The organism is Paenibacillus andongensis (assembly GCF_025369935.1).
Lineage (GTDB): Bacteria > Bacillota > Bacilli > Paenibacillales > NBRC-103111 > Paenibacillus_E > Paenibacillus_E andongensis.
This window is the reverse complement of the sequence record NZ_CP104467.1, coordinates 3,971,520-3,996,619: the sequence shown is the minus strand read 5'-3', so window position 1 is coordinate 3,996,619 and position 25,100 is coordinate 3,971,520. Positions and strand designations below refer to the sequence as shown.

Annotated in this window: 27 protein-coding genes; 23 read left to right on the top strand and 4 right to left on the bottom strand. The window is 41.4% G+C overall.

Annotated features, from left to right (window positions below):
- Positions 1–38: 38 nt before the first annotated feature.
- The gene (locus tag NYR53_RS17895) at positions 39–779 is read left to right on the top strand and encodes an SDR family NAD(P)-dependent oxidoreductase (protein WP_261300613.1); all 741 of its coding nucleotides are present in this window, start codon (positions 39–41) and stop codon (positions 777–779) included.
- A gap of 69 nt (positions 780–848) precedes the next feature.
- Positions 849–1,085, top strand: coding sequence for a tautomerase family protein (locus tag NYR53_RS17890; RefSeq protein WP_261300612.1), 237 nt, complete (start codon positions 849–851; stop codon positions 1,083–1,085).
- A gap of 139 nt (positions 1,086–1,224) precedes the next feature.
- Here NYR53_RS17890 and NYR53_RS17885 read toward each other — a convergent pair whose 3' ends face one another.
- Complete coding sequence (locus NYR53_RS17885) at positions 1,225–2,130, bottom strand: LysR family transcriptional regulator (RefSeq protein ID WP_261300611.1); 906 nt, start codon at positions 2,128–2,130, stop codon at positions 1,225–1,227.
- A gap of 190 nt (positions 2,131–2,320) precedes the next feature.
- Between NYR53_RS17885 and ilvB the strand changes: the two genes are divergently transcribed.
- The 13 genes from ilvB to NYR53_RS17820 all read left to right on the top strand — a co-directional run bounded on the left by ilvB (position 2,321) and on the right by NYR53_RS17820 (position 13,581).
- The gene (gene ilvB / locus NYR53_RS17880; RefSeq protein WP_261300610.1) at positions 2,321–4,066 is read left to right on the top strand and encodes a biosynthetic-type acetolactate synthase large subunit; all 1,746 of its coding nucleotides are present in this window, start codon (positions 2,321–2,323) and stop codon (positions 4,064–4,066) included.
- The gene (ilvN, locus tag NYR53_RS17875; protein WP_261300609.1) at positions 4,063–4,578 is read left to right on the top strand and encodes an acetolactate synthase small subunit; all 516 of its coding nucleotides are present in this window, start codon (positions 4,063–4,065) and stop codon (positions 4,576–4,578) included. Before ilvB ends, ilvN begins: the two co-directional genes overlap by 4 nt.
- A gap of 36 nt (positions 4,579–4,614) precedes the next feature.
- Positions 4,615–5,310: a DUF7002 family protein gene (locus NYR53_RS17870; RefSeq protein WP_261300608.1), complete on the top strand. Its 696-nt coding sequence runs from the start codon at positions 4,615–4,617 to the stop codon at positions 5,308–5,310.
- Positions 5,311–5,507: 197 nt separating this feature from the next.
- Positions 5,508–6,398, top strand: coding sequence for a hypothetical protein (locus NYR53_RS17865; protein WP_261300607.1), 891 nt, complete (start codon positions 5,508–5,510; stop codon positions 6,396–6,398).
- A 29-nt stretch (positions 6,399–6,427) separates the two neighbouring features.
- Positions 6,428–6,634 (top strand): hypothetical protein, encoded by a 207-nt coding sequence (locus tag NYR53_RS17860; RefSeq protein ID WP_261300606.1) that lies wholly within the window; start codon positions 6,428–6,430, stop codon positions 6,632–6,634.
- A 67-nt stretch (positions 6,635–6,701) separates the two neighbouring features.
- A complete protein-coding gene (locus tag NYR53_RS17855; RefSeq protein WP_261300605.1) occupies positions 6,702–7,667 on the top strand; it encodes an SLAC1 anion channel family protein in 966 nt (321 codons plus the stop codon).
- Between the two features lie 187 nt (positions 7,668–7,854).
- Positions 7,855–8,397: an NAD(P)H-dependent oxidoreductase gene (locus NYR53_RS17850; RefSeq protein WP_261300604.1), complete on the top strand. Its 543-nt coding sequence runs from the start codon at positions 7,855–7,857 to the stop codon at positions 8,395–8,397.
- A gap of 258 nt (positions 8,398–8,655) precedes the next feature.
- Entirely contained in the window at positions 8,656–9,399 is a 744-nt protein-coding gene (locus NYR53_RS17845) for an SDR family NAD(P)-dependent oxidoreductase (protein WP_261300603.1), read from the top strand.
- 57 nt (positions 9,400–9,456) lie between these two features.
- Positions 9,457–9,780, top strand: a complete 324-nt coding sequence (locus tag NYR53_RS17840) for an NIPSNAP family protein (protein ID WP_261300602.1) — start codon at positions 9,457–9,459, stop codon at positions 9,778–9,780.
- A gap of 206 nt (positions 9,781–9,986) precedes the next feature.
- Positions 9,987–10,238: a hypothetical protein gene (locus NYR53_RS17835; RefSeq protein ID WP_367618541.1), complete on the top strand. Its 252-nt coding sequence runs from the start codon at positions 9,987–9,989 to the stop codon at positions 10,236–10,238.
- A gap of 57 nt (positions 10,239–10,295) precedes the next feature.
- Positions 10,296–10,751 (top strand): DinB family protein, encoded by a 456-nt coding sequence (locus NYR53_RS17830; protein WP_261300601.1) that lies wholly within the window; start codon positions 10,296–10,298, stop codon positions 10,749–10,751.
- Between the two features lie 152 nt (positions 10,752–10,903).
- On the top strand, positions 10,904–12,421 hold the full coding sequence (locus NYR53_RS17825) for a spore germination protein (RefSeq protein WP_261300600.1): 1,518 nt from the start codon (positions 10,904–10,906) through the stop codon (positions 12,419–12,421).
- Complete coding sequence (locus tag NYR53_RS17820) at positions 12,418–13,581, top strand: Ger(x)C family spore germination protein (RefSeq protein ID WP_261300599.1); 1,164 nt, start codon at positions 12,418–12,420, stop codon at positions 13,579–13,581. Before NYR53_RS17825 ends, NYR53_RS17820 begins: the two co-directional genes overlap by 4 nt.
- A 233-nt stretch (positions 13,582–13,814) precedes the next feature.
- Here NYR53_RS17820 and NYR53_RS17815 read toward each other — a convergent pair whose 3' ends face one another.
- Both NYR53_RS17815 and NYR53_RS17810 read right to left on the bottom strand, forming a co-directional pair.
- A complete protein-coding gene (locus NYR53_RS17815) occupies positions 13,815–14,915 on the bottom strand; it encodes a GerAB/ArcD/ProY family transporter (protein ID WP_261300598.1) in 1,101 nt (366 codons plus the stop codon).
- Positions 14,916–15,076: 161 nt separating this feature from the next.
- Complete coding sequence (locus NYR53_RS17810; RefSeq protein WP_261300597.1) at positions 15,077–15,946, bottom strand: LysR family transcriptional regulator; 870 nt, start codon at positions 15,944–15,946, stop codon at positions 15,077–15,079.
- 134 nt (positions 15,947–16,080) lie between these two features.
- On the opposite strand from NYR53_RS17810, the gene NYR53_RS17805 reads away from it, so the two are divergent.
- From NYR53_RS17805 to NYR53_RS17790, 4 genes are all read left to right on the top strand, one after another.
- The gene (locus NYR53_RS17805) at positions 16,081–17,256 is read left to right on the top strand and encodes a YbfB/YjiJ family MFS transporter (RefSeq protein ID WP_261300596.1); all 1,176 of its coding nucleotides are present in this window, start codon (positions 16,081–16,083) and stop codon (positions 17,254–17,256) included.
- A 108-nt stretch (positions 17,257–17,364) separates the two neighbouring features.
- Positions 17,365–17,934 carry a TetR/AcrR family transcriptional regulator gene (locus NYR53_RS17800; RefSeq protein ID WP_261300595.1) on the top strand — a complete coding sequence of 190 codons (570 nt, stop codon included), beginning with the start codon at positions 17,365–17,367 and terminating at the stop codon, positions 17,932–17,934.
- Positions 17,935–18,335: 401 nt separating this feature from the next.
- Entirely contained in the window at positions 18,336–18,665 is a 330-nt protein-coding gene (locus NYR53_RS17795) for a zinc-binding dehydrogenase (RefSeq protein ID WP_261300594.1), read from the top strand.
- A 231-nt stretch (positions 18,666–18,896) separates the two neighbouring features.
- Positions 18,897–19,352, top strand: coding sequence for a DinB family protein (locus NYR53_RS17790; protein WP_261300593.1), 456 nt, complete (start codon positions 18,897–18,899; stop codon positions 19,350–19,352).
- 437 nt (positions 19,353–19,789) lie between these two features.
- Here NYR53_RS17790 and NYR53_RS17785 read toward each other — a convergent pair whose 3' ends face one another.
- The gene (locus NYR53_RS17785; protein WP_261300592.1) at positions 19,790–20,278 is read right to left on the bottom strand and encodes a CBO0543 family protein; all 489 of its coding nucleotides are present in this window, start codon (positions 20,276–20,278) and stop codon (positions 19,790–19,792) included.
- 266 nt (positions 20,279–20,544) lie between these two features.
- On the opposite strand from NYR53_RS17785, the gene NYR53_RS17780 reads away from it, so the two are divergent.
- The 4 genes from NYR53_RS17780 (at position 20,545) to NYR53_RS17765 (ending at position 25,040) form a co-directional block, all read left to right on the top strand.
- On the top strand, positions 20,545–20,952 hold the full coding sequence (locus NYR53_RS17780; RefSeq protein ID WP_261300591.1) for a hypothetical protein: 408 nt from the start codon (positions 20,545–20,547) through the stop codon (positions 20,950–20,952).
- Positions 20,953–21,176: 224 nt separating this feature from the next.
- Complete coding sequence (locus tag NYR53_RS17775) at positions 21,177–21,866, top strand: YjgB family protein (RefSeq protein ID WP_261300590.1); 690 nt, start codon at positions 21,177–21,179, stop codon at positions 21,864–21,866.
- Between the two features lie 295 nt (positions 21,867–22,161).
- Positions 22,162–23,973 (top strand): sensor histidine kinase, encoded by a 1,812-nt coding sequence (locus NYR53_RS17770; RefSeq protein ID WP_261300589.1) that lies wholly within the window; start codon positions 22,162–22,164, stop codon positions 23,971–23,973.
- The gene (locus NYR53_RS17765; protein WP_261300588.1) at positions 23,970–25,040 is read left to right on the top strand and encodes a response regulator transcription factor; all 1,071 of its coding nucleotides are present in this window, start codon (positions 23,970–23,972) and stop codon (positions 25,038–25,040) included. Before NYR53_RS17770 ends, NYR53_RS17765 begins: the two co-directional genes overlap by 4 nt.
- The last annotated feature ends 60 nt before the right edge of the window (positions 25,041–25,100 follow it).

Genomic DNA, 25,100 nt, shown 5'->3' with positions numbered 1-25,100 from the left:
ACGATCAACATCTAGAAAATCATAAAGGAGAATAACCAATGACTATACAAGGAAAAGTAGTAGTGATTACTGGTGGAAGCAGCGGTCTAGGGAAAGCAATGGCGATTGAGATGGTGAATCGGGGAGCGAATGTTGTCATTAATGGGCGCCGCGAAGAGGCATTGGCTGAGGTTGCCAAAGAAATCGATCCTACAGGAAGAAAAGTGCGTTTCGTAGCTGGTAATATCGCCGATCCTAAGGTCGCGCAGCGCTTAATTGAAGAAGGGCTGGTTCACTTCGGACGCATTGATACGCTAGTTAATAATGCAGGTATCTTTATGTCTAAACCATTTACAGAGTATACCGAAGAGGATTTTGTAACGTATTTATCCACGAATGTCGTTGGCTTCTTCCACGTTACCCAACGTGCGGTGACTGAAATGCTGAAACAAGGGTCAGGACACATTGTAAATATTACGACAAGTCTGGTTGATCAACCGTCAGTGAACGTTCCTTCTGTACTTGCCTCATTGACGAAGGGCGGTCTAAAGTCGGCTACAAAATCATTGGCAATTGAGTATGCGTCGAGCGGTATTCGCGTGAACGCCGTTTCGCCGGGAGTCATCAAAACACCTATGCATGCTGTTGAAACACATGAGGCACTAGCTAGTTTACATCCTATGGGACGCATGGGCGAATCTCAGGATATCGTCGATGCCGTCCTTTACTTGGATTCTGCCAACTTTGTTACAGGTGAGATCCTCTATGTTGATGGTGGGCAAAACGCTGGAACTAAGTAAACCTAGTAAATCGGGCAAAGCTAATAGCAAGTTAGAGATCAAATTTTAATAGGAATGGGGAGAATATCTATGCCGATCGTAAATATCCAAGTAACCCGTGAAGGCACCACACCAGATCGTCTGTCAATCACAGCTGAAGAGAAGGCCGCGCTTATTAAAGGGATCAGCGAGGTTTTGCTCAATGTTTTGAATAAACCGTTAGAATCTACTTTCGTTGTTATTGAAGAAGTTGACACCGATAATTGGGGTTGGGGTGGACTGCCTGCCTTGGAATATCGCAAGAAGCTTGCCGAGAAGATGAAATAATTGCAGGAATAATAATGAATAGCGAAGAGCCGAAAAAATGAGTAAATGAAAACAACCAACTTTGGCTTGGAAGATGTCAACGTTGGTTGTTTTATTTTCAAAGAAGTTGTACTCCTGAGAAGGTTTTCGAAGCACAATTTCAATCCATATCGTCCGGCATGGAGTATGTATCCAATACGAATGCTTTGAACATTTGAGCTGGAAAGTTTAGTGCCCTGTCTTTATTTACAATCATTCCATGGGTGGAGAAAATCCTTGTGCTTAAAGACAACGATCTGACTTCCCCATCATTCAATTCTTTTTCCGCTGCTACTTTAGGAATTAATGCGAAACCTATGCCGCATTTTACAGCTTTTTTGATCATTTCAATGCTTGGATATTGAATAGCACTACTAGCTTCTACTCCAGCCTCCACTAATACTTTGACAGCATGAGTGTAGTACAAACAACTGTTACCAAAGCTGAGAACGGATTCACCGTTTAACACTTTCAGACCATCCACTTCAACTTTTCTCGTCAACTCATCAGAGGCGATAAAAATTAACTCTTCTTGTAACATGGGGAAAAAGTAAAGGTCATCTCGTTGGGGATTTCGCGGAACAAATCCAAAATCAACGACATGCTGCAAAACATCGTCAATAACATCCTGGTGATAGCCAGTTTCTAACTTAAACTTAACCTTCGGATAATCATACTGAAACTGTTCTATAAGCGAAAACATTCTCGTCACAAAAAAAGATTCATGCATGCTTAGGTGAATAGTTCCTTTTAGTTGATTCGATTCATCCATAGCTTTTTCTAAAGACAGCCCTAAATGTACAAACTGATGGGCAAATTTAGCAAGTTTTAGGCCAGCTTCAGTTGGTTTTACTCCTTTTGATAAACGGTGAAATAGTTTTTGACCACATGCTCGTTCCAATAATTGAATATGATTTGTAACTGTTGATTGGACATATCCCAATTTTTCTGACGCACGATTAAAGCTTTTTTCCTCCATTACTGCAATGAAAGTCTTGAAAAATCTTCCTTCTAACAACTCAATCATTATGAAGTCGTCTCCTTAGTTATCTAATTTCGAAATAACGGTTATTGAATCATTTCATAACATGAATAGCTAACTTCATGATAACATAACCAACAAGCAAACAAGAAACTTGCTTTAAATTAACTAATTTTAAATTACAACGCATTAGAATATAAGTAGTTTTAGCTTTGGGAAATCGGGAGGGGAAATAATGAAAGAGATTGAGGGACAGTATTCTAAGGATGAATGGCTTAATAGATTTAAGCAGAGTGATATGGTAACTGGATCAGAAGCACTTTTAAGAAGCCTGCTAATTGAAGGTGTGGATAGTGTTTTTGGGATTCCAGGAGGAAGTATCTTAAATATTTACGACGCTATTCAAGAGATTCCAGAATTTAAACATATTTTAGCTCGACATGAGCAGGGGGCTATTCACGCTGCAGATGGATATGCGCGGGCTACAGGAAAAGTTGGGGTTTGCTTTGCAACATCAGGACCTGGAGCAACTAATTTAGTTACAGGTATTGCCACAGCGAATATGGACTCTGTTCCTTTAGTTGTGATTACCGGAAATGTGTCGAGAGCCTTACTCGGTAGCGATGCATTTCAGGAAGCAGATATCACCGGGATCACGATGCCTATCTCAAAGCACAATTATTTAGTACGTGATGTTAATGAGTTACCAAAGATCATTCATGAAGCATTTTATATTGCTTCGACCGGACGAAAGGGGCCAGTGCTGATTGACATCCCAAAGGATATATCGAGTCAAACGATGATCTTTCAATATCCTGTAGATGAACCTAAGATTCGGGGATATCACCCAGACATTCAACCCAATTTAACACAAATCGAAAAAATAATTATGGCTATCAAAGAAGCCGAACGTCCTGTTATTCTGGCAGGAGGGGGCGTTATTTATTCGGATGCTTCCAAGGAGTTACTTGAATTTGTAGATAAAACCCGGATACCAGTTACAACGACTTTGCTTGGTTTAGGCGCATTTCCAAGTGCACATGAATTATGGATGGGCATGCCTGGGATGCATGGCACATATACAGCAAACAAAGCCTTACAAAATTGCGATCTTCTCATCAGTATTGGAGCACGGTTTGACGACAGAGTAACGATGAAAGCCAGCGGTTTTGCCCCTAGGGCGAAAACAATCGCGCATATTGATATCGATCCAGCAGAAATTGCTAAAATCGTTCAAACAGCGATCCCTTGTATTGGTGATGTGAAATCTGTGCTTCAACGAGCTAACCTTCTTGCAAAACCAGCAAATTCAGAGCTGTGGTTGAAAGAAATTCAAGAAAACAAAAAAAGATATCCTCTTCATTACACGGATTCGGATATAACTTTAAAGCCACAATTCGTTATAGAGATGATCAGCGAAACAACCAATGGTGAGGCGGTCATCACTACAGACGTGGGCCAACATCAAATGTGGGCAGCTCAGTTTTATAAATTTAAGAATCCGCGTTCGTTAATTACCTCGGGTGGACTTGGAACGATGGGCTTTGGTTTACCTTCGGCGATCGGAGCACAGGTAGGGCTAGGTGACCGACTTGTGGTGTCCATCAATGGAGACGGCGGGATTCAAATGTGTGCACAAGAGCTAGCGATTTGTGCAATCCATAACATTCCCTTGAAAATCGTCATTTTAAATAATCAGGTTCTTGGCATGATACGGCAATGGCAAGAAATCATTTACGATAATCGCTTTAGTCATATGGAACTCTCTGGTAGTCCAGATTTCGTAAAACTGGCAGAAGCTTATGGTGTTGTAGGTCTCAGGGCAACAAATAAAGAAGAGGCTCGAAAGGTGTGGGATAAAGCCTTGGAAATACAAGGGCCTGTAGTTATCGATTTTGTTGTCAGCCAGCAAGAGAATGTTTATCCAATGGTTATGCCGGGTTCCACGATAGATGAAATGCTTATGGGGGATGAAAGATGAAACGTCAGACGCTATCTGTTCTTGTTAACAACCACCCGGGGGTTTTGCAGAGGGTTGCAGGATTATTTGGACGCCGCGGTTTCAATATTGACAGCATAACTGTAGGGCAATCAGAGGAACCAGAGTTGTCCCGCATGATCATCGTGACATCTGGAGACGATAAAATGCTGGAACAAGTGCATAAGCAGCTTAACAAGCTAATTGATGTTATTCAAATTATTGAATTAACTGCGTTTCCGATTATAGACCGCGAGCTTGGGCTTATCAAGGTAAATGCAGCAGCTAAAGTGAAACCGGCTATTTTTAGTATTGTTGAATCCTTCCGAGCTTCTATAGTGGACATCGCATTGGATAGTCTGATTATTGAAATTATAGGTGATCAGAATAAAATTGATTCATTAATAAAGCTGGTGAGACCCTACGGCATCTTGGAATTAACTAGAACAGGTCTAACTGCAATGACTCGTGGAGTAGTCGCAGATGATATTCTACCTATTCCTGTAATGAATTGATTGAGCAAAATACAGATCTACAAGAGGTATCCTCGTATGAACGATTCAATTATCCAAAAAATAACAAAGAGTTCAAAAAGGAAGTCTTTATTTCATTTTACCAGAGCCCGAAACATGCCATCAATTGCGCATCTCGATGCTTTGTATTCATGTGTTAAGGTTGATCCTGCATTATCAAATGAAAGACGGATAGTGAGTCGAGAAGTGTCTTTTCACGGAAATGTTTTTGTAGCAAACGCTCATCTACGAATTGCAGATCAAGTTATGGATCCTAAAATAACTCAACTACAATTTTATAATTATCTTGATCAGCATGTATTTTTCTGGCCAACGCAGAGAGAATGTCGGAAAATGCTAGAGATTTATTCAAGAAGAGAGCCGTATGAAGATTTTGCGATCCTTCAATTGGAAGCACATCCGTTACTTTATAATTTCTACGACAGAGTAGAATTGTCTAAGTACGACTCTGGGAGCTCGCCTCGTTTCCCGTCACGTTGCTCTTATAAAAAAAGTATTGAAATGTTTTTGGCACTAGACCAGTTTGAGAATGTTCAAAAAAATGATGTGCCTTCAAAACCTTCCGAGATCCACGAGGTTCTTGTACAAGAGAAAGTAACAAATCTGTCTAGTTATTTACAGGCTGTTTATTGCAAGGACATTGCCAAGGTTCCCGAAAGATGGAGGAGTTATGCAAAATCTTTTCAAGATTTTGAGAATGGTGTAAACAAGTAAATTCATTAGTGAAAAGTCCAAAGTACACGGCTATCAAGCGTATAAAATCCATTCGTCAACGGAAAATAAAGAAAGATTGAAACTTAAAAGTTTTTGAACAAGCCTGCCTATTAGTTGAACTGAATCTCAAAAAATAGAGGATACAGTTCATTATAGTCATAAATAATGAAGTGGACATAATAAGGAGAGTATTCGAAATGATTTGGCATAATCTAAAATCGAAAAGTTTTTTTTCGGCTTACATTTTAGTAATTTTGATGCTTGTAGTTGCTGTAGTTACAGGTCAAAAAGATGTCCTTTTCCCTGAAATTGCTGGTATGGCAATGGGAGTTATGGTATTTTCGGTTCCGAATTGGATAAAGAAGCCGGTCCACTTATGGCTTTCCCCAACGTTAGCTGCATTCATGGGTACTTCTTTGAATGTTTTATCGCTAACGCCTCTGCTGAAAATTTGGTTAGGCTTTGTAATTATTGTCATTCTAATGCATATATTTCGTGTTAATTTTGGACCAACGATTCCTGCAGGGTTGCTTCCCATCTTTTTAGGTCTTCATGATTATGTTTTTGCGATCTCAACTGGTATCTTTACGTTTGTCATTATGTTGGCGGCTTTTAAAGTGAGAAATCCTGAAAAGTTGCCTAATGGTCCGGCGAATTTTCGAAAGAAAACAGATACGATTATCATAGGCATTGTTTTATGTCTTTGGATTTGGTTGGCCTTTACGACAAGACTTGAAGTGTTAGTGGTTCCGCCTGTTTTTGCACTCATTTTCGAGATTTTTCATTCTGAAAAGTTTCCTTGGAAATTGATTCCATCGCGTCTGGCTGTATTGACGATAACGGCTATTCTTTCAGTGGGTGTGTATCACATGTTGGACGGCTCAATCATATGGGTGGGTGTTATAAATGTTTTGATTACACTATTTCTATGTAATTTCTTTAAAACTCCAGTTCCTGTGGCGTTTGGAGTCTCATTAATGCCACTTATTTATCCAGCTTGGGGGAGTTGGGGTTTTCCTATTGGGGTCTTTATTACAACAGGATTTTTAATGTGTATTTCTGCAGCATACCGCCAATTTAGAAACTAACAATATTATGAAAAGAAGGTAGAGATACTATGAAAACACTTCAATACGATAACGAGTTAGATAATGCAATCTTTTTCAGCAACTATGTAACGGTCATGAAGGATGGGAGAATGGTTGGGGGAGGCATTATCGAAGCTTATGATGAAACCGAGGTTAAAGTGGGAGATAGACACTACTCTCGTAAAAAATCAACCTTCATTGTGTCACCAGCCCCTGAAGCCTGTATTCAGTTTTGATATTTTAGATTATATAATAATTACTTAATATAGAAAGTAGTGACCATACATGCAGACCCTAACTATCGTGCAGAAACAAAAAAATATCGGTTCTATTCAATTCTTACCTGTCAATCTATTCGCGTCGGTTATGGGTATTTCGGGCTTATCGTTGGCTTGGAGACAAGCAAGTAAACTGCTCGGAACTCCACTCATAATCGCTGATATTATTGGAATTATTGGAGTCCTAATGTTTGTCGCTTTAAGCATAGGTTATATTTCAAAATGCATTCTATATCCACATAAAGTCAAAGATGAATTTATGCATCCCATCTCAGGGAATTTTTTCGGTACGATCACAATTGCTATTTTATTACTATCCTCTGTAATTGGATCCTATAGTAAAGTATCTGGCCAAGTAATTTGGATAATCGGTACAGTAACCACATTGGCGCTTAGTTATGTTGTCGTTACACGTCTTTTGAATGGCAACATTGATCCAGCTCATGCAGTTCCAGCTTGGCTTATTCCTGGAGTAGGGACTATGGATATTACAGTTGCCGGAGGAAGCATGCCTTTCCCATGGGCACATGAAATTAATCTGTTATCTCTAGCGATTGGTGGAATTGTTGCTTTAGTTTTTCTCACCATGATCTTATCTCGATTGATTCATCATGATCCATTGCATGCAAGATTAACGCCGTCCATGATTATTATGATCGCACCTTTTGAGGTTGGTTTTCTAGGCTACGTAAACTTTGAGCAACGAATTGATCAGTTTGCTTCCATCCTGTTTTATTTTGGTTTGTTCCTGTTCATTGTATTATTCTTCAAAGTATTTAAAAAATCCATCCCGTTTGGTGCTTCCTGGTGGGGTGTTAGCTTTCCAATGGCTGCTCTCAGCAATGCAGCATTGATATACGCTATGTTCGTGCATTCTTGGCTATTAATTGCCATCTCCGCAGTCATTCTAGCTTTGCTAAACATTGTTTTGGCCGTTCTCTTTATTAGAACAATAAGGACGCTATTTAATGGAAGTCTTCTTAAAGGATGATAATAAATCATCGCATCTGTGGATTTTTGCTTTCAATTAAATAGCAGGTGATAAGGAATAAATAAATAGTACCAAAGGCATTATAGATATGGGTAGTAGAAGATACTTTATCGTAAATGATTAAGTAGAACCATACCTTCTGATTTATGGAATTATAGTTAAATTATAACGAAACGGAGCAGACAAAATGAAAACTTTAGTAATCGTAACTCACCCGAACATCGAAACATCTAACTGGAATAAAGCATGGTTAGAGGAATTTCGAAAGCATAATGATATCACTGTACAAGAATTATATAAGACATACCCTGACGAAAAAATAGACGTTTTTAAAGAGCAGCAATTGATTGAGTCACATGATCGAATTATTTTTCAATATCCGCTCTACTGGTACAGTACACCGCCATTACTCAAAAAGTGGTTTGACGAAGTTTTGCTTTACGGTTGGGCTTATGGACCGGATGCTGCAAATACAAAAGGTAAAGAAATAGGCGTAGCCATTTCAACATATGGCACTGAAGCATCATATCAAGCAAGTGGCTCTAACCGCTTTACACTTCAAGAAATTTTGCGACCAGTAGAAGCTCTTGTTCATTTTATTCATGCAACTTATCTACCTCATTTTTCACTCAATGACGCTTCAAATATTACTGAAGAGCGATTAGCAAAGAGCAGTAAAGACTATATTCATCATATTAGAACTGTGAAACCAGCAGTGGCGCATTCATAAGTAAAAACTTGAACGAAAAAATGCTGAATCACGGACATTTCACTAATAGGCCGCGTAATTCGCGGCTTATTTGGCATTATATTGAATGTCCTAAGTATATTTAGATTTAGATATCTGATTTTGAGATGCTCAATATCATTATTCTGTATTATGCAGGATAACAGAATCATTGTATGATGAATGAGCGGATCAGAAGATCTGATATTTTTTCAAAAATAAACTACCTTTTAATAGGTAGATAACAAAGGAGAATAAAAAATGAGTATTCAAGGTAAAGTAGCAGTCATTACTGGTGGAAGCAGCGGTATTGGAAAAGCAGCAGCAATTGAATTAGTGAAGCGAGGAGCCAATGTAGTCATCAATGGACGCCGTGAACAAGCTTTGGTTGAGGCTGCAAATGAAATCGATCCGACAGGTGCGCATGTTGCATATGTTGCTGGCGACATTTCAGATCCCCAAATAGCTGAACGCTTAATCGGCGAAGCACTTTCGCGCTTTGGACGTATTGATACACTGGTGAACAATGCTGGCATTTTTATAGCAAAACCATTCACGGACTACACGGAAGAGGATTTTGAATCGGTACTGTCGATCAATGTGACAGGATTCTTCCAAGTTACTCAACGTGCGTTGACCGAGATGCTGAAGTCGGGTTCCGGCCACATCGTCAACATCACGGCAAGCGGAACCACAGAGCAGCCCCTTAAAGCCGTGCCATCCGTTCTTGCCGCACTGACCAAAGGAGGCTTGAACGCGGCAACGAAATCGCTGGCGATTGAGTATGCGGACAAGGGCATTCGCGTGAATGCAGTCGCGCCTGGGATCACGAAGACTCCGATGCATTCAGTTGAGACACATGATTATTTGGCTCAATTGCACCCATTGGGCCGAATGGGCGAGGCTCAGGATATTGTTGACGCCATTGTGTATCTGGAATCCGCACAATTCGTGACCGGAGAGATTCTTCATGTCGATGGCGGTCAAAATGCCGGACAGTGGTAAGCCGTAAATATCTTATGAATACCAACAAATGCTGATTTTGAAAAGGGGATGACGTTCATGCTGTACGAACTGCGGATTTACCAAGTGGTTCCTGGCCGTATGCAAGCGATACTAGATCGGTTTCGGGATGATACGATAAGAATTTTTACTAAACATGATATGAAGGTAACGAATTTTTGGGTGGATGCGGACGAAACAAAGGATCGGTTGTATTACGTGCTTGAGCATCTGGACGAGGCATCTCGAGAACGGAACTTCCAAGCCTTTCTGGAAGATCCAGAATGGCTGGAGCTTAAGGAAAGAACCGAACAAAACGGTCCCCTACATGAGAACATCGATATTGTTTATATGAAAAAAGCAATGTTTTTCCAAATGGATTAAAAGCATGCAACGAACCCAGTGCCAACACGGCACTGGGTTTGATTTTTATAAGGGGCGTCTTTATTCATTCGTATATGTCTTACTCTATTTGGAATAATAGCAGGGACTGTGTCAACAGGAGGAGTTCTCATGAGATGGTTTATAAGAGGTAAAGATACATAGAAGGTAAGCATAACCTTCAATGGCTCATTGTTTACATAGATAACTTGATTGATACAAAAATGCTTGAAGAGCATGTAATTAAACCAATGCTAACGAGCGTAACCAGAGAGACGTTTTCGAAGGAACTAGGAGATCTTAAAAGTGAGATGATCTCCATTGGAACCACGGATAGCTCTACAAAAGTATACGAAACCATTCGTAACCTATTATCTGGATTTCATTCGATGTCTACTGAGGTTAGGAGCCGCAACAAAAGAGGATATCGCGTTTATGCCAAGCTTTTTGACTGGCAGTAAGGTTGGATATGATTTAATTTTTTCATTATGATTCAAAAAATTAGGGAGGCTGGAAACATGAGAGAAGATTTTGTATTCCAATTATTTGATAAACAACAAGACGCATTTCTTGAATTGGTAAAGAAATGTCCGGAGAACAAACGCATAGTTGTGCCTGAGGGGTTTGAGACTAACCTTCATTGGCATGTTGGGCATGTTCTTACTGTTACAGAGTTTCATGTGTTTGGTCTTTCAGAGCAACCTCTGGTTCTTCCGGAGAACTACCAAGCCTTATTCGCTTACCGTACGAGAACAGCGGATTGGAAAGAAGAACCACCAGCGTGGGATTTATTGATCGCCCAGCTAAAAGAACAACGTAACCTGATTCATAAGTCGTTGAAAGGCAAGCTGGAAGTGCCCGTGAAAGAGAACTTTCTGAAAGCCGAGAATTTTGGAGAGTTAATTGTCTCAACTACTGCACATTTAGCTACTCATATTGGCGTCGTCTCTGCTATGCTGCAAATGCTGAAATAATCAAAAGAGTAAAATATTTCCCAGGCTCGCCATAACTCCGGATTTGAAGACGCTCCTGTCCACACATGGACTTGGGCGTTTTTATTTCATTCGAATATGTTTTACGCTTTTTGTAATAATAACATTGACTTGGTTAACCTGGAGGAGTTTTCATGAGATGGTTTATAAGAGGTAAAGATATATTCAATAATTATGAAAAACTTCCTAAATTGAAAATCAATAACCTGGAGGAAGACAATCATAATGAATTTACATCGGATATCGAACAAAACGAAAAGATTTTAAAAGAAACATTTCAGGATTGTTCTGACTTGGAATACCGAAGGATAGAAGGTAACCATAACCTTCAATGGCTCATTGTTTACATAGATAACTTGATTGATACAAAAATGCTTGAAGAGCATGTAATTAAACCAATGCTAACGAGCGTAACCAGAGATACGTATTCGAAGGATGTAGGAGATCTTAAAAGTGAGATGATCTCCATTGGAACCACGAATAGCTCTACAAAAGTATCGCAAATCATTCATAACCTATTAGAGGGTCATGCCGCCATTCTAATGACAGGCAGCAGCAATGTGATAACGGTCTCAATTCCCGGTTCATCCAAAAGAAGTATTGAAGAAGCGTCATCCGAGCCTGTTATTCGTGGCCCAAGGGATGGCTTCATTGAACATATTTCAACAAACATAAGTCTGATACGTACCAGACTCAAAACATCCAAATTAAAGGTAGAATATATTACCCTAGGAGAGCTTTCCAAGACTCGAATAGCCATTACATACCTAAAGGGTATTGTGCAGGAAACATTAGTTGACGAAGTTAGAACAAGATTGAATTCCATAAAAGTGGACGGTGTACTTGAATCAGCGTATATCGAAGAATTTATTGAGGATCAACCGTATTCACCATTTCCCCAAGTCCACAGCACAGAACGTCCGGATGTGGTGGCTGCTGAATTGCTTGAAGGAAAAGTAGCCATTCTTGTGGATACTACCCCATTTGTCCTTATTGCTCCGATGACGTTCTGGACAGGACTTCAGGCAAGTGAAGATTACTATACTCGTTGGCCAGTCGCTACTTTTGTTCGATGGATTCGATATCTCATTATCAATTTAGCAATATTTGCACCTCCACTGTATGTAGCTATTACGACCTTCCATCAGGAAATGATACCCACTAATCTTGTGCTGAGTATTGCTGCCTCGAGGGAACCTGTTCCCTTTCCTGCGCTGATTGAAGCTTTACTAATGGAAGTCATATTTGAAGCCCTGCGGGAAGCCGGAAATCGCCTGCCTAAACAGATAGGCCCAACCATAAGCATCGTTGGAGGTTTAGTCATTGGCCAGTCATCGGTTCAAGCGGGATTAATATCTGCTCCAGTCGTCATTATCGTGTCCATCACTGGCATTTCGGCGTTTACGATTCCTCGATATAGTTTTGGAAATGGGATTCGATTACTTCGTTTTCCAATGTTATTCTTAGCGGGGACACTGGGCCTCTATGGTATTGTTCTAGGATTGATAGGCATCATATTACATGTGACCTCCCTTCGTTCCTTCGGGGTACTTTATTTTTCTCCAGTCTCTCCACTTAATTTGACCGGCTTGAAGGATGTTTTGATAAGAATACCGATTTGGGCGAAATTTCGATCGGGGGTTAAGAGATGAGAAGATTAAAATATATGATTCTTCTCGTATTTGTTTTTATTAGCGGATGTTGGGATCGTATGGAAATGAATGATCTTGCATTTGTTATGGGTACTGCCATGGACCTGTCGGACGACGGCAACCTGCTATGTTCCCTTCAAATCGCAACGCCATCTTCGGAAGGAGGAATGAGTGGCGGAGGGAGCGGCAGCAAAGATAAATTTTTCGTTATATCCGTAGAAGGAAAGAGTGGAAATGAAATTCACCAAAAACTTCAGAAGAAAAGCTCACGTATGTTGTTCTACTCTCATCGCAGCATTGTTTTTATTAGTGAACGTTTAGCTAAGCATGGCATTCAAGGTGTACTGGATATCTTTACTCATGACCCAAGAAATCGCTTAAAGACCTATGTCATGGTTGTTAAAGGGGAAGCAGGGAAGAATATTTTGCAAATGAATTATCCTTTAAAGCAAGTGCCCATCGAAGCGGTGAGGGAAATGGAAAATTCGGGAGATGATTTAGCCGTAACATTGAAGGATTTTTTTATTTCGGTACAAAGTGAGGGTGTACAGCCCGTTGTAGGGGTAATTGAATCCGATATTGACTCCAAAGATCCACATAAGCAACTATTTAGGTTAACGGGCGCCGGCGTTTTTAAAGATTTAAAACTATCCGGTTTATTAGATATAAATGAAACATTGGGGTTGATGTGGGTAACGGATAAGCTGAAGTTCGGTCGAATCACGGCAAATTTACCCGAAGGTAAGGGGGAAGTTGGGATGTTGATAACCCATGCTGAGCGCAAAATCGTTACTCAGACTGGCCATGATCCTGTACAATTTAAGATTCAATTGGAGGGTCAAGGAAGTTTGACCGAGAATAATTCCGGTCTGGATATCAACGAACCAAAGAATTTGAAGCTAATAACAAAAGCGCTGGAAGATGCAGCCAAGAAACAAGTACAAGATGTTATATTTAAAATCCAAAAGAAATATAAAGTGGATAGCGTGGGCTTTGGCCATGAAATTTATAAGCATAACCCTGAAAAATGGGCAAATTTGAAAAATCAATGGGATACTCGGTTTCCAGAGGCAGATATATCGGTTGAAGTTAACCTGATCATAAAAGGAGAGGAAATGGTACATTCTTCCTTCGAATCGAAAGAAAAGGAGTCCGAATAATGATCCTGCAAATATCAATTTTTGTTATTTTCACGTTGGGTTGGTCTTACTATAAAGTTCAGATGTTTCTAAAGAAAAAACAGCCTAAAGAAGCTGTTGTGTATAGTTGTTTGATGGGTATATGTATGATTCTGGGCTCTTTATTAATTGCCCATGTTCAAATACCAAGTATAACCATTCCTGTGAGATTCATTTTTGAGCCCATCGGAAAAATCATTTTAAAATAATGAAATCTAAACCTCAGACTTATTCCAGCGCCTCTTTATCGTATCAATGCATAGAAGTGTAAGGGGTAAAATAAATTGTGTAAAAAATGCGTAGCTTGGAAAAGAATATCTAAGATAAGTATTCAAATCAGTGGAATAATATTTAAAAACCGAAACAGATCCTATCGCTCCTAAAATCGCTATAGGGAATACAATGTTCCTGTAATTTGTAATGTTAAAGAGATGGCATATACTTAGACATATAATAAAGCAGACGAGAGCATCTTTTACAAAGCAACCCATGACCCATATAGCCACCGCTATAGCTTCCAATCGTTCAAAGCTCCCTGTTATACCTATATACCGAACTACTTCTAATACTGGAAAAGTCAATTTTTCCGCTAACGGCCCAAAGATCATAATCAGAGGTATAACCGTAATGCAGAGAAGACTAGCGATAAGAAACAATGCGATGAACGAAACTTTGATTGCTTTCTTCGGTTGATTCAAATAAGGAAGAAGCCACCCCAAAATAAAAAATTGGCTTAAGTAAGCGGTTGGGTATACGGACGCCTTAAGGATAGGAGTCATTCCTTGGCTCATCACAGGAAGGATCCGCTCCGAATCAGATTCCGCGAGCATGAGAATCAATAGTGGAACCAATAAAACAATGATGAGGATGGAAATGTACTCATTACTTCTTGCGATAGATCCGATACCCATATAGGCTGCTATTCCACATAAGAGTGCCAACGTTAGACTGACAACGATAGCAGGAGTTCTTAGGAGCAGAACGGTATTTATAAACTGTATGTGTTGATTAAGAACGACGAAATCAAAATTAATCCAGTAATAAATTAAATAACATCCTAAGCATTTTGCAGGCCATTTCCCTATGATTTGAGAGCTGTACTGTATAATCGTCTGACCCGGGTAGCGATTCGACAATATGATCATCGTCCACATCGTTAATGACCCGATCAAGGCAGCAGGAAAAATCGTTATCCATGTATCTTGCTTGGAGAACTTCGACTCCACGCCTGGTATGATAAGAATGACGATGGGAGCTATAAAAGAAAAAATTAACAAACATAATTGAGTTCCCGATATTTTTTCAGTGGACTCCATTCGCGTTCTCCTCAGAGCAGATTCTCTCCAAGTATTCCCTTCTTAACATCTTGTATACAGGTGGCAAGTAATCCGGGAATGGTTAAAGTACCCTCTCATGGATAGGAAATAAAAGAGCAGACCCAGTGCCAACACGGCACTGGGTCTGCTCTTATCCTTTTTTAGCTAAAATGGGCTCGTATCTCCAATAAGAAGGCTGACAAAGCGGGCGTGATTAAAGCGTCTTTGCGCCTGATGAACACGGTTGTGACGATGGCATGTTTGCCGGGGATCTCATGGCAGCGGATTCGGCCTTGCTTTTCCGAATCGGTTATGATGGAACGTGGCAGAAGAGCAATGCCGAGGCCAGCGCCTACACAACCTATAATCGTTTCAATTGATCCGAATTCCATCAGCTTAACAGGCAATATGCCTTCATCTTGGAGCAGCTGATTTAATTTTGCCCGGTAGGAACAGCCGTTGTGGAATACGAGAAGCGTAGACAGCTGCACATCATGGATGGAATTAACAGGCGGATGGGTGACCGAGGTGACAAGTACCAGTTCCTCATCAATGACGTTTTCTTGAACCAAATCGGGATGCTCCACGGGACCGGCCACGAATGCTCCGTTCAGCTCATAATGAAGAACGGCATGAATGTGCTGCTCGGAAGTACCGGTAATTAAAGAGAAGTCGACCGCCGGATATTCGGTATGATACTTGGTAAGCAGCGTAGGCAGTCGAACGGCGGCGGTTGTTTCCAGAGACCCGATATGAAGCGGGCCTGCGGGAACGGAGGAGTCTCCGACGGCCAATCTGGCTTCCTGTATGACATGCAATATTTTCTCCGCGTAAGAAACAAGGATTTGACCGGAAGGGGTAAGCGTAATACCCCGATTGTGGCGGTAAAAAAGCTGAGTCTGCAAATCGGTCTCCAGCTGTTGAATCTTATGGGTGACGTTGGATTGGGCAAAGTTTAATTTATGAGCCGCTTTAGAAATGCTGCCTTCGTGCGCCGTGGTAAAAAACACTTTGAGCAACTGAATATCCATATAGACCTCCTATATATTTAGGTTCAGATATCTGAAATTAAGATATTTAATATCACTATTCTGTATTATACATGATAACAGGAATCATTGTATGATGAATGAATAGTCGTAGGTAAAGACAGGAGGGAAAGTGAATGGAGAGAAGGACGTTGATCGTTTTGCTCGGAGGCATAGCCGCATTGATGGTAGCTATGGGAATCGGAAGGTTCGCCTTTACACCCATCCTCCCGATGATGATGGATCACCACCTGTTCTCCGCCGCAGGTGCGGGTTATCTGGCTTCAAGCAATTATTTGGGGTATTTGATTGGTGCGTTTGTCCTGACGTTGGTCCAGGTTAAAAGCCGATCCATGCTGCTGTTCGCCGGGTTAATCGTATGTATTGCTACCACATGGGAAATGGGTGTGTTCCACAGCCTAGAAGCCTGGCTCGTACTCCGGTTTTTGTCGGGCCTTGCCAGCGCAATCGTGTTTGTCATCGCATCCAGCATTGTACTGGATCGTTTATCGGCTCTCCAAGCCGGAATATTCTACGGAGGCGTGGGAGCGGGCATTCTGCTGACTGGACTTTCAGTTCCGCTGCTTGCCCGAAACGGCGATTGGAGTGAAGTATGGAAGGGACTGGGCCTTATCAGTCTGATCTTAGGACTAGCATCCTGGTACTCGTTGTGGGACAGGCATACTGGTACGAAGACGTTAAGCTCATCTCATGACCACGACCATCACCCTTCGGCCGTTCGGCGGGTCTTGATATGTTTAATGATTGCCTATGGCTTGGAAGGTCTGGGCTACATTGTAACTGGGACCTATCTTGTAGCTTTCGCCAAGTCGGTTTCGAGCATCCCCAATATTGCGTCACTCAGTTGGATGCTGGTTGGTATTGCCGCGGCGCCTTCGTGCGTCGGTTGGTCGATGCTTGCTTCTCGATGGGGAAAAAAGTGGACATTGACCGTTGCTATGCTGCTGCAATCCATAGGTATTGCAATTCCGGTTCTTATTCCTTCTTCAACCGCCATAATAGTAGGTGCTCTTATGTTCGGCGTAACCTTTATGGGGATAACGACGCTGTCCGTCGCTTTTGCCAAGGATTTATACCCTCAAAACAACCGAAAGATTATAGGTTTGCTGACCACCTTTTTTGGCTTGGGGCAAATAATCGGACCGCTTATTGCAGGTCTTCTGATATCGGAAAATGGCAGTTACCTCACCGCTTTAATCGGAGCGGCTTTCATCGTCTTCTTGGGGGCGCTTAGCTTGCCTCTGGGAATAGGCCGAACCGACCGGAAGCAGCTCAAACTAACAGAAGGCTAGACTTGCGCTCGCGATTCCTCTTAAGCGAGATGAGCGAACCGGAGAAAGTTACCAATGTCACCTTATTCCGCTTTTGACACGCTATCTTCTAAAAGGTAGAATATTGGCATGACTAAAACTAAAAATACAGCAGAGGCTATTTTGGATACTGCTCAGTTGATTGTTCAAGATGTCGGGTTTAACGGGTTTAGCTATGCACACATTGCAGAAAAAGTAGGGATACGCACTGCCAGTATTCATTACCATTTCCCAAACAAGGAGGATTTAGGAGAAGCGCTGATTTCGCGGTATCACAGAAATTTTATTTCTGCAGTTACTCAAATCGATACCGAGACACAGAACAATTTGGAAAAGCTGCGTAAATTCACTTTACTTTACAGTGGTCCTGTTCAAAATTATTGTACTTGTCTAGGCGTCATGATTTCTACTGACTTGGCTACCTTATCAGGTAAGACACGAGAAGGGCTAGCTCAGCTTTTCACCGCTAATTTAGAATGGCTAGAACGAGTGATGGATCAGGGGCGGCGTGAAGGGCATCTAAACTTTGAAGGTGCCGCGAATGTGCAAGCCCATCAATTCCTTGCTTCGCTTCAAGGCGCGCAATTACTTGCAAGAAGTTTTCGGGATACAAGTAGGTTTGACATGATTGCCGATGGATTATTATCCGCTTTAACTTAAAAAAGAACGCGGATATTTGGGCTCCAGCGTTGAATCCTTGTTAGATTCGGTGTTCAAATCAGTGATAATCTTGTAAGCAAAAAATCCGCCGGACATCAACGACGGTTTTTCTCGTATAACACTAATTAACTGCTGGATCAATATTAACAGAAGCAGGGAATAAGAATGTAACCGAAGCGTCCGGTGAAAAAGTAGCCGTAAGAATACCATAGTTCTTTATTAATACTGCAACTGTCGATGAAATCGAAGGTCCTGCTCCACTAATAAGAGTTGTATCGATTAACCGCATCACATTAGGTGGATTTAAGCTATTAATAGTAATCGCCGATGTGTTGGGTCCTATAGATCGATATAGACCTTTGAACGTATAATCCGCAGAGTTTGCATTAGGAAGGTTATTAATGTTAATTACTTCCATTTCCGACTCCGGTGGCACAGTCTTAAATATTGGTCTTATGTCAGGAGTTCAAATGAATAGGGCTCAGATACATCAACAACATCCTAATATCAGGGTGAAACCATTTTGGCTTAAAAGATGGGTTGAGGATATTTCCAATACTCAGTGGCATAAAACTTTTGGTATTGTTTTTGAATTAGTGAAAAGTGGAAAATTGACTATTCAAGCACCAAGAACGCGTTTTAGCCTACGGGAATATGAGAAAGCAATTAATGAAGCTCAACAAAGTGGTCACATAGGGAAAGTGATTTTTGAACCATTCTTATTAAGATAACGGGACACGATAGCGAAACCAAAACAAAGCTGCAGCCGTATACACGCTGACTTACAGGAGCTGTTTTTGAATAAATAAATGAACCTTGATGACACCTTAGAATTAGTAATATCGGACATCGCTAAAGCTATTGTTAAAGAGTTTTCATGGATAATTGATGAAGACCATGGATTGAACTAACGGTGTACAGTAGGTTCAAGTAATCGATGAGACGAAGAGGGGGAAACCGAAATGAAGACGATCAAGTGCATGATGGACCACCTTTACTGGGCGGACGGACGCATCTTGGACACGCTCGAGGAGAGTGAGACGAAGAACAAGGACCTTCTAAAGCTGGTTCGGCACGTAGCGGTTGCGGAACAAGTCTGGCTGTCCCGATTGCAGGGCAAGGGCAGCGCGCAATATTCGTTGTGGGAGGAAGCGGAAGACCTGACGGCGATCCGGACGATGTTCGAAGAAAACGCCGAGCAATATCGCGTCTATATCGAAGGTCTCGAGGAATCCGAATTGGACGAGATGATCGACTATGCGAACCAGAGCGGGGTTCCATTCCGAACGTCCGTCCGGGACATCCTGTTGCAGGTCGTCTTACATGGGCAATATCACCGGGGACAGATCAACCGGGCACTTCGGATCGAATCGGCAGAGCCGGTCCAAGTCGATTACATCACGTTCGCGAGGCTCTAACAGGGCCTAATAATCACCTTTACTCGGAATGGGATTGGCATTTGCGTCGGTCAACGGGATATCTGTGCAAAACCATGTTGTTTTACTTTTTTTACAAAGCCTTTTACTAAGATCGAATTTACAAGTTAAAATATTGGTCAAGATGGCTGATTATCTTTATAGAAGACTTTATTCCAAAAAATGAAGTGCTAGAGTTTGTGAAAGTATCTTGAATGGTTATGTTATCTGGGAAGATGACTTGAAACAAGCAGAAGCAGTTATGGAAAAGGATGAAGGAACAATTTGGATAAAGGACAGCCGTCCGGACGAGAAAGTGCCGTTTTCATTAAGGGGAATTTAGGATAGCTTAACATAACAAAAGAGGCTCCAATTCAAATGGGAGCCTCTTTTTGTTCTGGTTTTTAAGAAGTGGCTTTGCGAGGTGTGATTGCGGTTGATTAAAAATAATCAAAGATCCACATGAATCCTAGTGTAAAAGGTATCGAAAGCAACAGAGCTACAATCGGTTTTTTGTAATGGAGAAAAAGCATTGGAAACATGATGATGTAGAAAATCACACTCCACCCCATGTTCCATCCCCTAAAATAATCCATGCGGTCGGCCAGGAAAAAAATGTACTCGATGGCAGAAAAGACAATTATCCAAGATGCCCAGTACAGAGATATGCGCTTCCATTGAATAGGGTGGTAGGATAAAAACAAAATGATCATGGAAGTTTCTACGATAAAGATAATAATGATGTCCAGTAGCCCTTTGGGTATGAGCGAGGACTTATACAACCAAAGGGGGTTAGTTTTTACGATAAAGCTGTAAAGAAGGTTGAGCATCACCATATAGAGAATCGTGGGGTAAAACTCTTGCCACTTGGACCACTTTGCGTAACGCAAAGCAAGAACCAAAAGAATTACAGCTAGTGAAAGATTCATGTACACATGACCTCATACCGAGGCTGCACCTCGGTGTAAATTTTCGTTATTACTTTCATTCTTTACATTTTGCTTGATTCTAAACTCGATAATAAATGAATCAGGGACTTTCTCATTTCGTTGAACTGAGGGACGGGCAGTAATGTGAAGTAACTAATCATATGATGCAGTGAATGGTACCTTGATTTACGTAATTACAATGTATTGACATGGTAATTACAAATGAATTAAAATTAGCTTATTCAAATTAAGGAGGAATCAACTAGATGGATACGAATTTACAAATACGTATATCAAAAGACATAAAAGAGAGTTTCCAACAGATCGCTAAGGAAAATAATAAAGACACCTCGTCATTAGTGCGTGACTGGATTTCGACCTATATAGCTGAACATCAGCGAGATGATGAAGAAATAGCTGCTGAACTTTATATGGCAGGGTACCAATTGCAAGAAGCGCTTGGGGGGAGAGAAAACGTAAACAAGGAGTTTGCAAAACAATTGCAGGAATATTCCTTAACGAATCAAAAAGAATTCACACAGCGGATACTAACCACTTACTTGGACCTTGATCTGACAATTCCTTCATGTATATCGAAAACGTACAAAGGGTACGCCTTTTCACAAATGTTTTTGTTGGGCTTAATTGGGGAAAAACCGAAGGAAAGATTTTAGGTTAATAGCTCCGAACACTGTGGCAGCCGGTCAGAATGATCGGCTGCTTCTTCGTTGAACTAAAGGGCAGATTAGCATGCGAGACTTTATGATAAATCATAGGGTTTATGTGTTGTAGCTGTAGAACTTGTTAAGTTTTCCCATGTTTTGATTTTGCAACATTACTTATCAGTTAATCGTTTGAATATTGTAAGCACTCAAACATAGAGGAGAGAAAGAATATTATGAAAAATGTTAGTAAAAAAGCATCGGTATATCCAATGTTAATTGCGAGTATGCTTATGTTCACAGCATGTACATCAACTGAAAAACCGGCAGCGAGCGCTGCTGCTCCAATAGCTAGTAACACACCTAGTTCAGTAGTAGAACCTTCATCAACGCCTTCATCTGCACCTAGTTCAGCTCCAACAACTTCATCAAAGCCGGCATCAACGTCTAGTGGCAACATCAATGTAATACCAATATCATCAGAAACAACGTCCGTTTCTAAGCAAATTAAAGATATGCTTGAACTAGCGAAGTTAGGTAAGGTGGCTGGCATTGAGTTTGCTGCAGAAACAAAATTTTTCGAAGATGTGGAGAAAGCATGGGGGAATGCGGATCATAAAGAAGCGGTAGGAAGTGGAATATATGCGACCTACACCAAGAAAAATGCAGTCATTGGCTTCAATAAGGGTGATCAAATCATTGACATTCGTTCCAGCGATCCAAAGCTGCAATCACTAACATTGAATCAAATTGAACAAGCGTTAGGAAAACCAGTGGATACGAAGGTAAACGGGGATGACATGATATATATTTATAAAGCATCTGATGAGTTTCAACTTAAATTTATTATTCCCAAATCAAGCGGAAAAGTAGACCACATTTCTGTTTTTGATACCAAGCACTCAGTCAATAACATGGCTGGTTAAATAACAAAAAAATCAAAGGGGGTTTACCCCTTTGATTTTTTTATTCATTGCTGGAGCTAGTTTAGGGAATCCTATCCGGAAAAGCGTGTTAACACATTAAAATACCACATAATTGCGCTATTTTTATTTTTGGGATCTAGGTAATGTGTATAAAATATAAGAACGATAGATCTAAGTAATTATTGACCATTGTTCTGTAACATGCTAAATTTGTTCTCGAAAAGGAGGCAGCAAGAAGATGGCCAGAACCAAGGAATTACTATACACGAAACTAGAATAAAGGACGGAAATTATCATGACTATATCAACACTTAGCCGATTCTCCCGTCATTTACTATCCCCTTTTAACAAGAGCCTCAGGTATAAACTTATGTTGATCATGGTCGCAATTGCTGTGCTGCCGTTAAGCTTAGTTACTCTTTTCGCTACCAAAACAACAAAGCAATCGTTGAGCTTGGAAGTCATTCGTTCTAATGAATCGAGGATGGAGTGGGCTGGCAAGTACTTCAATGAAAAGTTTGATCAGCTGCAAGCGATTTCATATTCCGTTTTGTTAGATAAAAATCTATTCCCGAACACAAACTCTTCCTCCAATAACATAAATATTGATCCAGATGATGTGACTGACAGTTACATTAAAGAAAAACTGAGAGCCTTATATATTGCAAATAATAGTCAAATTGCCCGAATTTCTTTATATATGAGATTCAAGCAGCAATTGTTTATTGCAGATAAAGATGCTGTCCGTACCACATCGCAACTGAGTACGCCGAGTATGGATTGGGAAACCACCGATGATTCTTTTGAAAGCGTGAACATCATCACGAATGTCAATCGAAATTTTTTCTCAATCGTTCGCAGCATGAACCGGTTTGAGGACCGCGAAGTTCTCGGCGGGGTGTCAATGGATGTCCGGTGGCAAATGATGAACAGCGTACTAGATATGCTCCAATCGGAATCCAGCAGTCAAGTGTTCATTGTCGATAGTAAAGGTAACATGATGTATGATCCTTACTCGGGTACAGAGCAAATCACCGTAAATAAAACGCTGCTTGAGCAGATCGTATCCAATCCGACGCTACCTGGCTATCGGCAATTAAAAGAAGGCTTTCTTTTTTATCAGCCCGTTGCCTCCGATAAGCTATGGTTGATCAAGTTTATTCCGATGAGTTATGTCACGCACGGCGCTTCCTCCACACTACATTTCAGTTTCGTTACGGCTGTCATTTTCATAGGTTTCGCGATTGCGGTTTCCGTGCTGACAGCGTATTTCACGACGAAGCCGATTATCCGTTTGACAAAGTCGATGAGAGCGGTGGAGTTTCAAAATTTCGACGTCGGCGTCAGCCGGGTTAGAAGGGATGAGATCGGCACCCTGGAAAGACGGTTTAACTCCATGCTCCTCAGGATTAAAGAACTGATTCAAACGGAATACAAGACCAAGATCGAAAAGAGAACCGCACAATTAAAGGCGATGCAGGCGCAGATTAATCCGCACTTTCTTTATAATGCGCTTCAAGCGATTGGCGGTATTGCCCTTGACCGTAAGGTCCCCGAGATCTACGAGCACGTACGCGCGATAAGCGAGTTGTTCCGTTATACGATTCGAATGAAATCCGATTTGGTCACCGTGACCGATGAATTGGAACATGTAAGCAATTATTTACATATTCAGAATATCCGGTTTCACGACACGTTGACCATTCATATGGACATAGATGAAGAGTGCCGTTCTTGCCAAATTCCAAAGTTTTCGCTGCAGCCGATTGTTGAAAACTGCTTCAAGCATGGGCTCGAAGACAAAATGGGCACGTGGTCGATCACGATTCGCGTGCAAATGATTTTGGACGAGGTGGAGATCAGCATTGAAGACAACGGCATCGGCATTCCGGATGAACGGTTGTGGCAAATTCGAAAACAACTGACACTAGAATCGGACGATCAAGAGCTGGGAGATAGTCTGGGGATGAGCAACATTCATACCAGGATCAAAATGATTTTTGGCGGCGACTATGGACTCTATATCACGAGCGAGAAAGACGCAGGAACGACCGTGAAGCTTGTGATTCCGTCATTGCCGGAGCGAAGAGAGGAGATCGGAGCATGAAGGCGGTCATTATTGATGATGAATATTGGACCCGGAGCAGCATACGCCAGCTCGCCGAATGGGAACGATTCGGGATCGGACAGGTAGAAGAGGCAGAAGATGGCCTCAGCGCTCTCCAAATCATACATAGCTTTCAACCGGATATCGTCTTCACGGACATGAAGATGCGCGGCATGGATGGGGTGGAACTGTTGAAGAAGCTATCGGATGATTACCCGTTCATTCGCAAGATTGTCATCAGCGGGTATGATGATTTTTCTTATACGAAACAGGCGATTCAATCCAAAGTGGATGAGTACATTTTGAAACCGATCAATCCGGAGGAGCTGAATCGCGCTTTGGAGAAGGCTGTCAAGGAATTGCACATCGCGCGGGGACTCTATGCGGTTCAGCCGCTTGACCAAGTCATTTTAACCATTATGACAGACGCCAAGATGAGCATCGCCAGAAATTTTCAAGAGCTGCAAATGGAAGCCGTTCGAGGAAAATTTACGGAGTTGGAGTTCTTCCTGACGGCTCAAGAGCCTTTGCAGTCAGGCATCAACAACTCGCTGTACAAGCAGTTCATGATTCTCTTGGAGGAACAGGCGTCCCGGATGAAATCCGATTCGAAGTTCGTAATCACTCCTGCTGCTAGATCACTATTAGTGACGGATGACACCCCGATTGCCAAATGGATCCAGGTTTTGTCGAACTCCTACATGGCGGTTATGGAGGAGCTGGTTCATAAACGAAGAAACAAAACGCGGATCGATATCGATGCAGTCAGGCACTATATCGAACTGTCTTTTGTAGAGCCAATCACATTGGAATCCATTGCCGGGCAGTTTTTTGTCAGTAAGGAGCATCTGTCCAGAACTTTTAAGCAGGAGATTGGCTCGACAGTGATGGACCATATCATCACCCTGCGGGTGGAAAAAGCAAGGCAGCTGCTGCAGAACCCGACGACCTCCATCAAAAGCGCTGCGGAAGCGGTCGGATACTCTGATCTGACTTATTTTCACCGCATCTTCAAAAAAATCACCGGCCTGACGCCCGGGCAAATCCGAAATGATAGCAGGGAGTAAATGCCATATCAATATTGTCCAATTCATTTCGCAAATCCAGTCCAATGTGCACGCCTGCGC

Coding starts and splice junctions, on each gene's coding strand:
- NYR53_RS17895 (WP_261300613.1), top strand. CDS start 39: ATGACTATACAAGGAAAAGTAGTAGTGATTACTGGTGGAAGCAGCGGT.
- NYR53_RS17890 (WP_261300612.1), top strand. CDS start 849: ATGCCGATCGTAAATATCCAAGTAACCCGTGAAGGCACCACACCAGAT.
- NYR53_RS17885 (WP_261300611.1), bottom strand. CDS start 2,130: ATGATTGAGTTGTTAGAAGGAAGATTTTTCAAGACTTTCATTGCAGTA.
- ilvB (WP_261300610.1), top strand. CDS start 2,321: ATGAAAGAGATTGAGGGACAGTATTCTAAGGATGAATGGCTTAATAGA.
- ilvN (WP_261300609.1), top strand. CDS start 4,063: ATGAAACGTCAGACGCTATCTGTTCTTGTTAACAACCACCCGGGGGTT.
- NYR53_RS17870 (WP_261300608.1), top strand. CDS start 4,615: ATGAACGATTCAATTATCCAAAAAATAACAAAGAGTTCAAAAAGGAAG.
- NYR53_RS17865 (WP_261300607.1), top strand. CDS start 5,508: ATGATTTGGCATAATCTAAAATCGAAAAGTTTTTTTTCGGCTTACATT.
- NYR53_RS17860 (WP_261300606.1), top strand. CDS start 6,428: ATGAAAACACTTCAATACGATAACGAGTTAGATAATGCAATCTTTTTC.
- NYR53_RS17850 (WP_261300604.1), top strand. CDS start 7,855: ATGAAAACTTTAGTAATCGTAACTCACCCGAACATCGAAACATCTAAC.
- NYR53_RS17845 (WP_261300603.1), top strand. CDS start 8,656: ATGAGTATTCAAGGTAAAGTAGCAGTCATTACTGGTGGAAGCAGCGGT.
- NYR53_RS17840 (WP_261300602.1), top strand. CDS start 9,457: ATGCTGTACGAACTGCGGATTTACCAAGTGGTTCCTGGCCGTATGCAA.
- NYR53_RS17830 (WP_261300601.1), top strand. CDS start 10,296: ATGAGAGAAGATTTTGTATTCCAATTATTTGATAAACAACAAGACGCA.
- NYR53_RS17825 (WP_261300600.1), top strand. CDS start 10,904: ATGAGATGGTTTATAAGAGGTAAAGATATATTCAATAATTATGAAAAA.
- NYR53_RS17820 (WP_261300599.1), top strand. CDS start 12,418: ATGAGAAGATTAAAATATATGATTCTTCTCGTATTTGTTTTTATTAGC.
- NYR53_RS17815 (WP_261300598.1), bottom strand. CDS start 14,915: ATGGAGTCCACTGAAAAAATATCGGGAACTCAATTATGTTTGTTAATT.
- NYR53_RS17810 (WP_261300597.1), bottom strand. CDS start 15,946: ATGGATATTCAGTTGCTCAAAGTGTTTTTTACCACGGCGCACGAAGGC.
- NYR53_RS17805 (WP_261300596.1), top strand. CDS start 16,081: ATGGAGAGAAGGACGTTGATCGTTTTGCTCGGAGGCATAGCCGCATTG.
- NYR53_RS17800 (WP_261300595.1), top strand. CDS start 17,365: ATGACTAAAACTAAAAATACAGCAGAGGCTATTTTGGATACTGCTCAG.
- NYR53_RS17795 (WP_261300594.1), top strand. CDS start 18,336: ATGTTAATTACTTCCATTTCCGACTCCGGTGGCACAGTCTTAAATATT.
- NYR53_RS17790 (WP_261300593.1), top strand. CDS start 18,897: ATGAAGACGATCAAGTGCATGATGGACCACCTTTACTGGGCGGACGGA.
- NYR53_RS17785 (WP_261300592.1), bottom strand. CDS start 20,278: ATGAATCTTTCACTAGCTGTAATTCTTTTGGTTCTTGCTTTGCGTTAC.
- NYR53_RS17780 (WP_261300591.1), top strand. CDS start 20,545: ATGGATACGAATTTACAAATACGTATATCAAAAGACATAAAAGAGAGT.
- NYR53_RS17775 (WP_261300590.1), top strand. CDS start 21,177: ATGAAAAATGTTAGTAAAAAAGCATCGGTATATCCAATGTTAATTGCG.
- NYR53_RS17770 (WP_261300589.1), top strand. CDS start 22,162: ATGACTATATCAACACTTAGCCGATTCTCCCGTCATTTACTATCCCCT.
- NYR53_RS17765 (WP_261300588.1), top strand. CDS start 23,970: ATGAAGGCGGTCATTATTGATGATGAATATTGGACCCGGAGCAGCATA.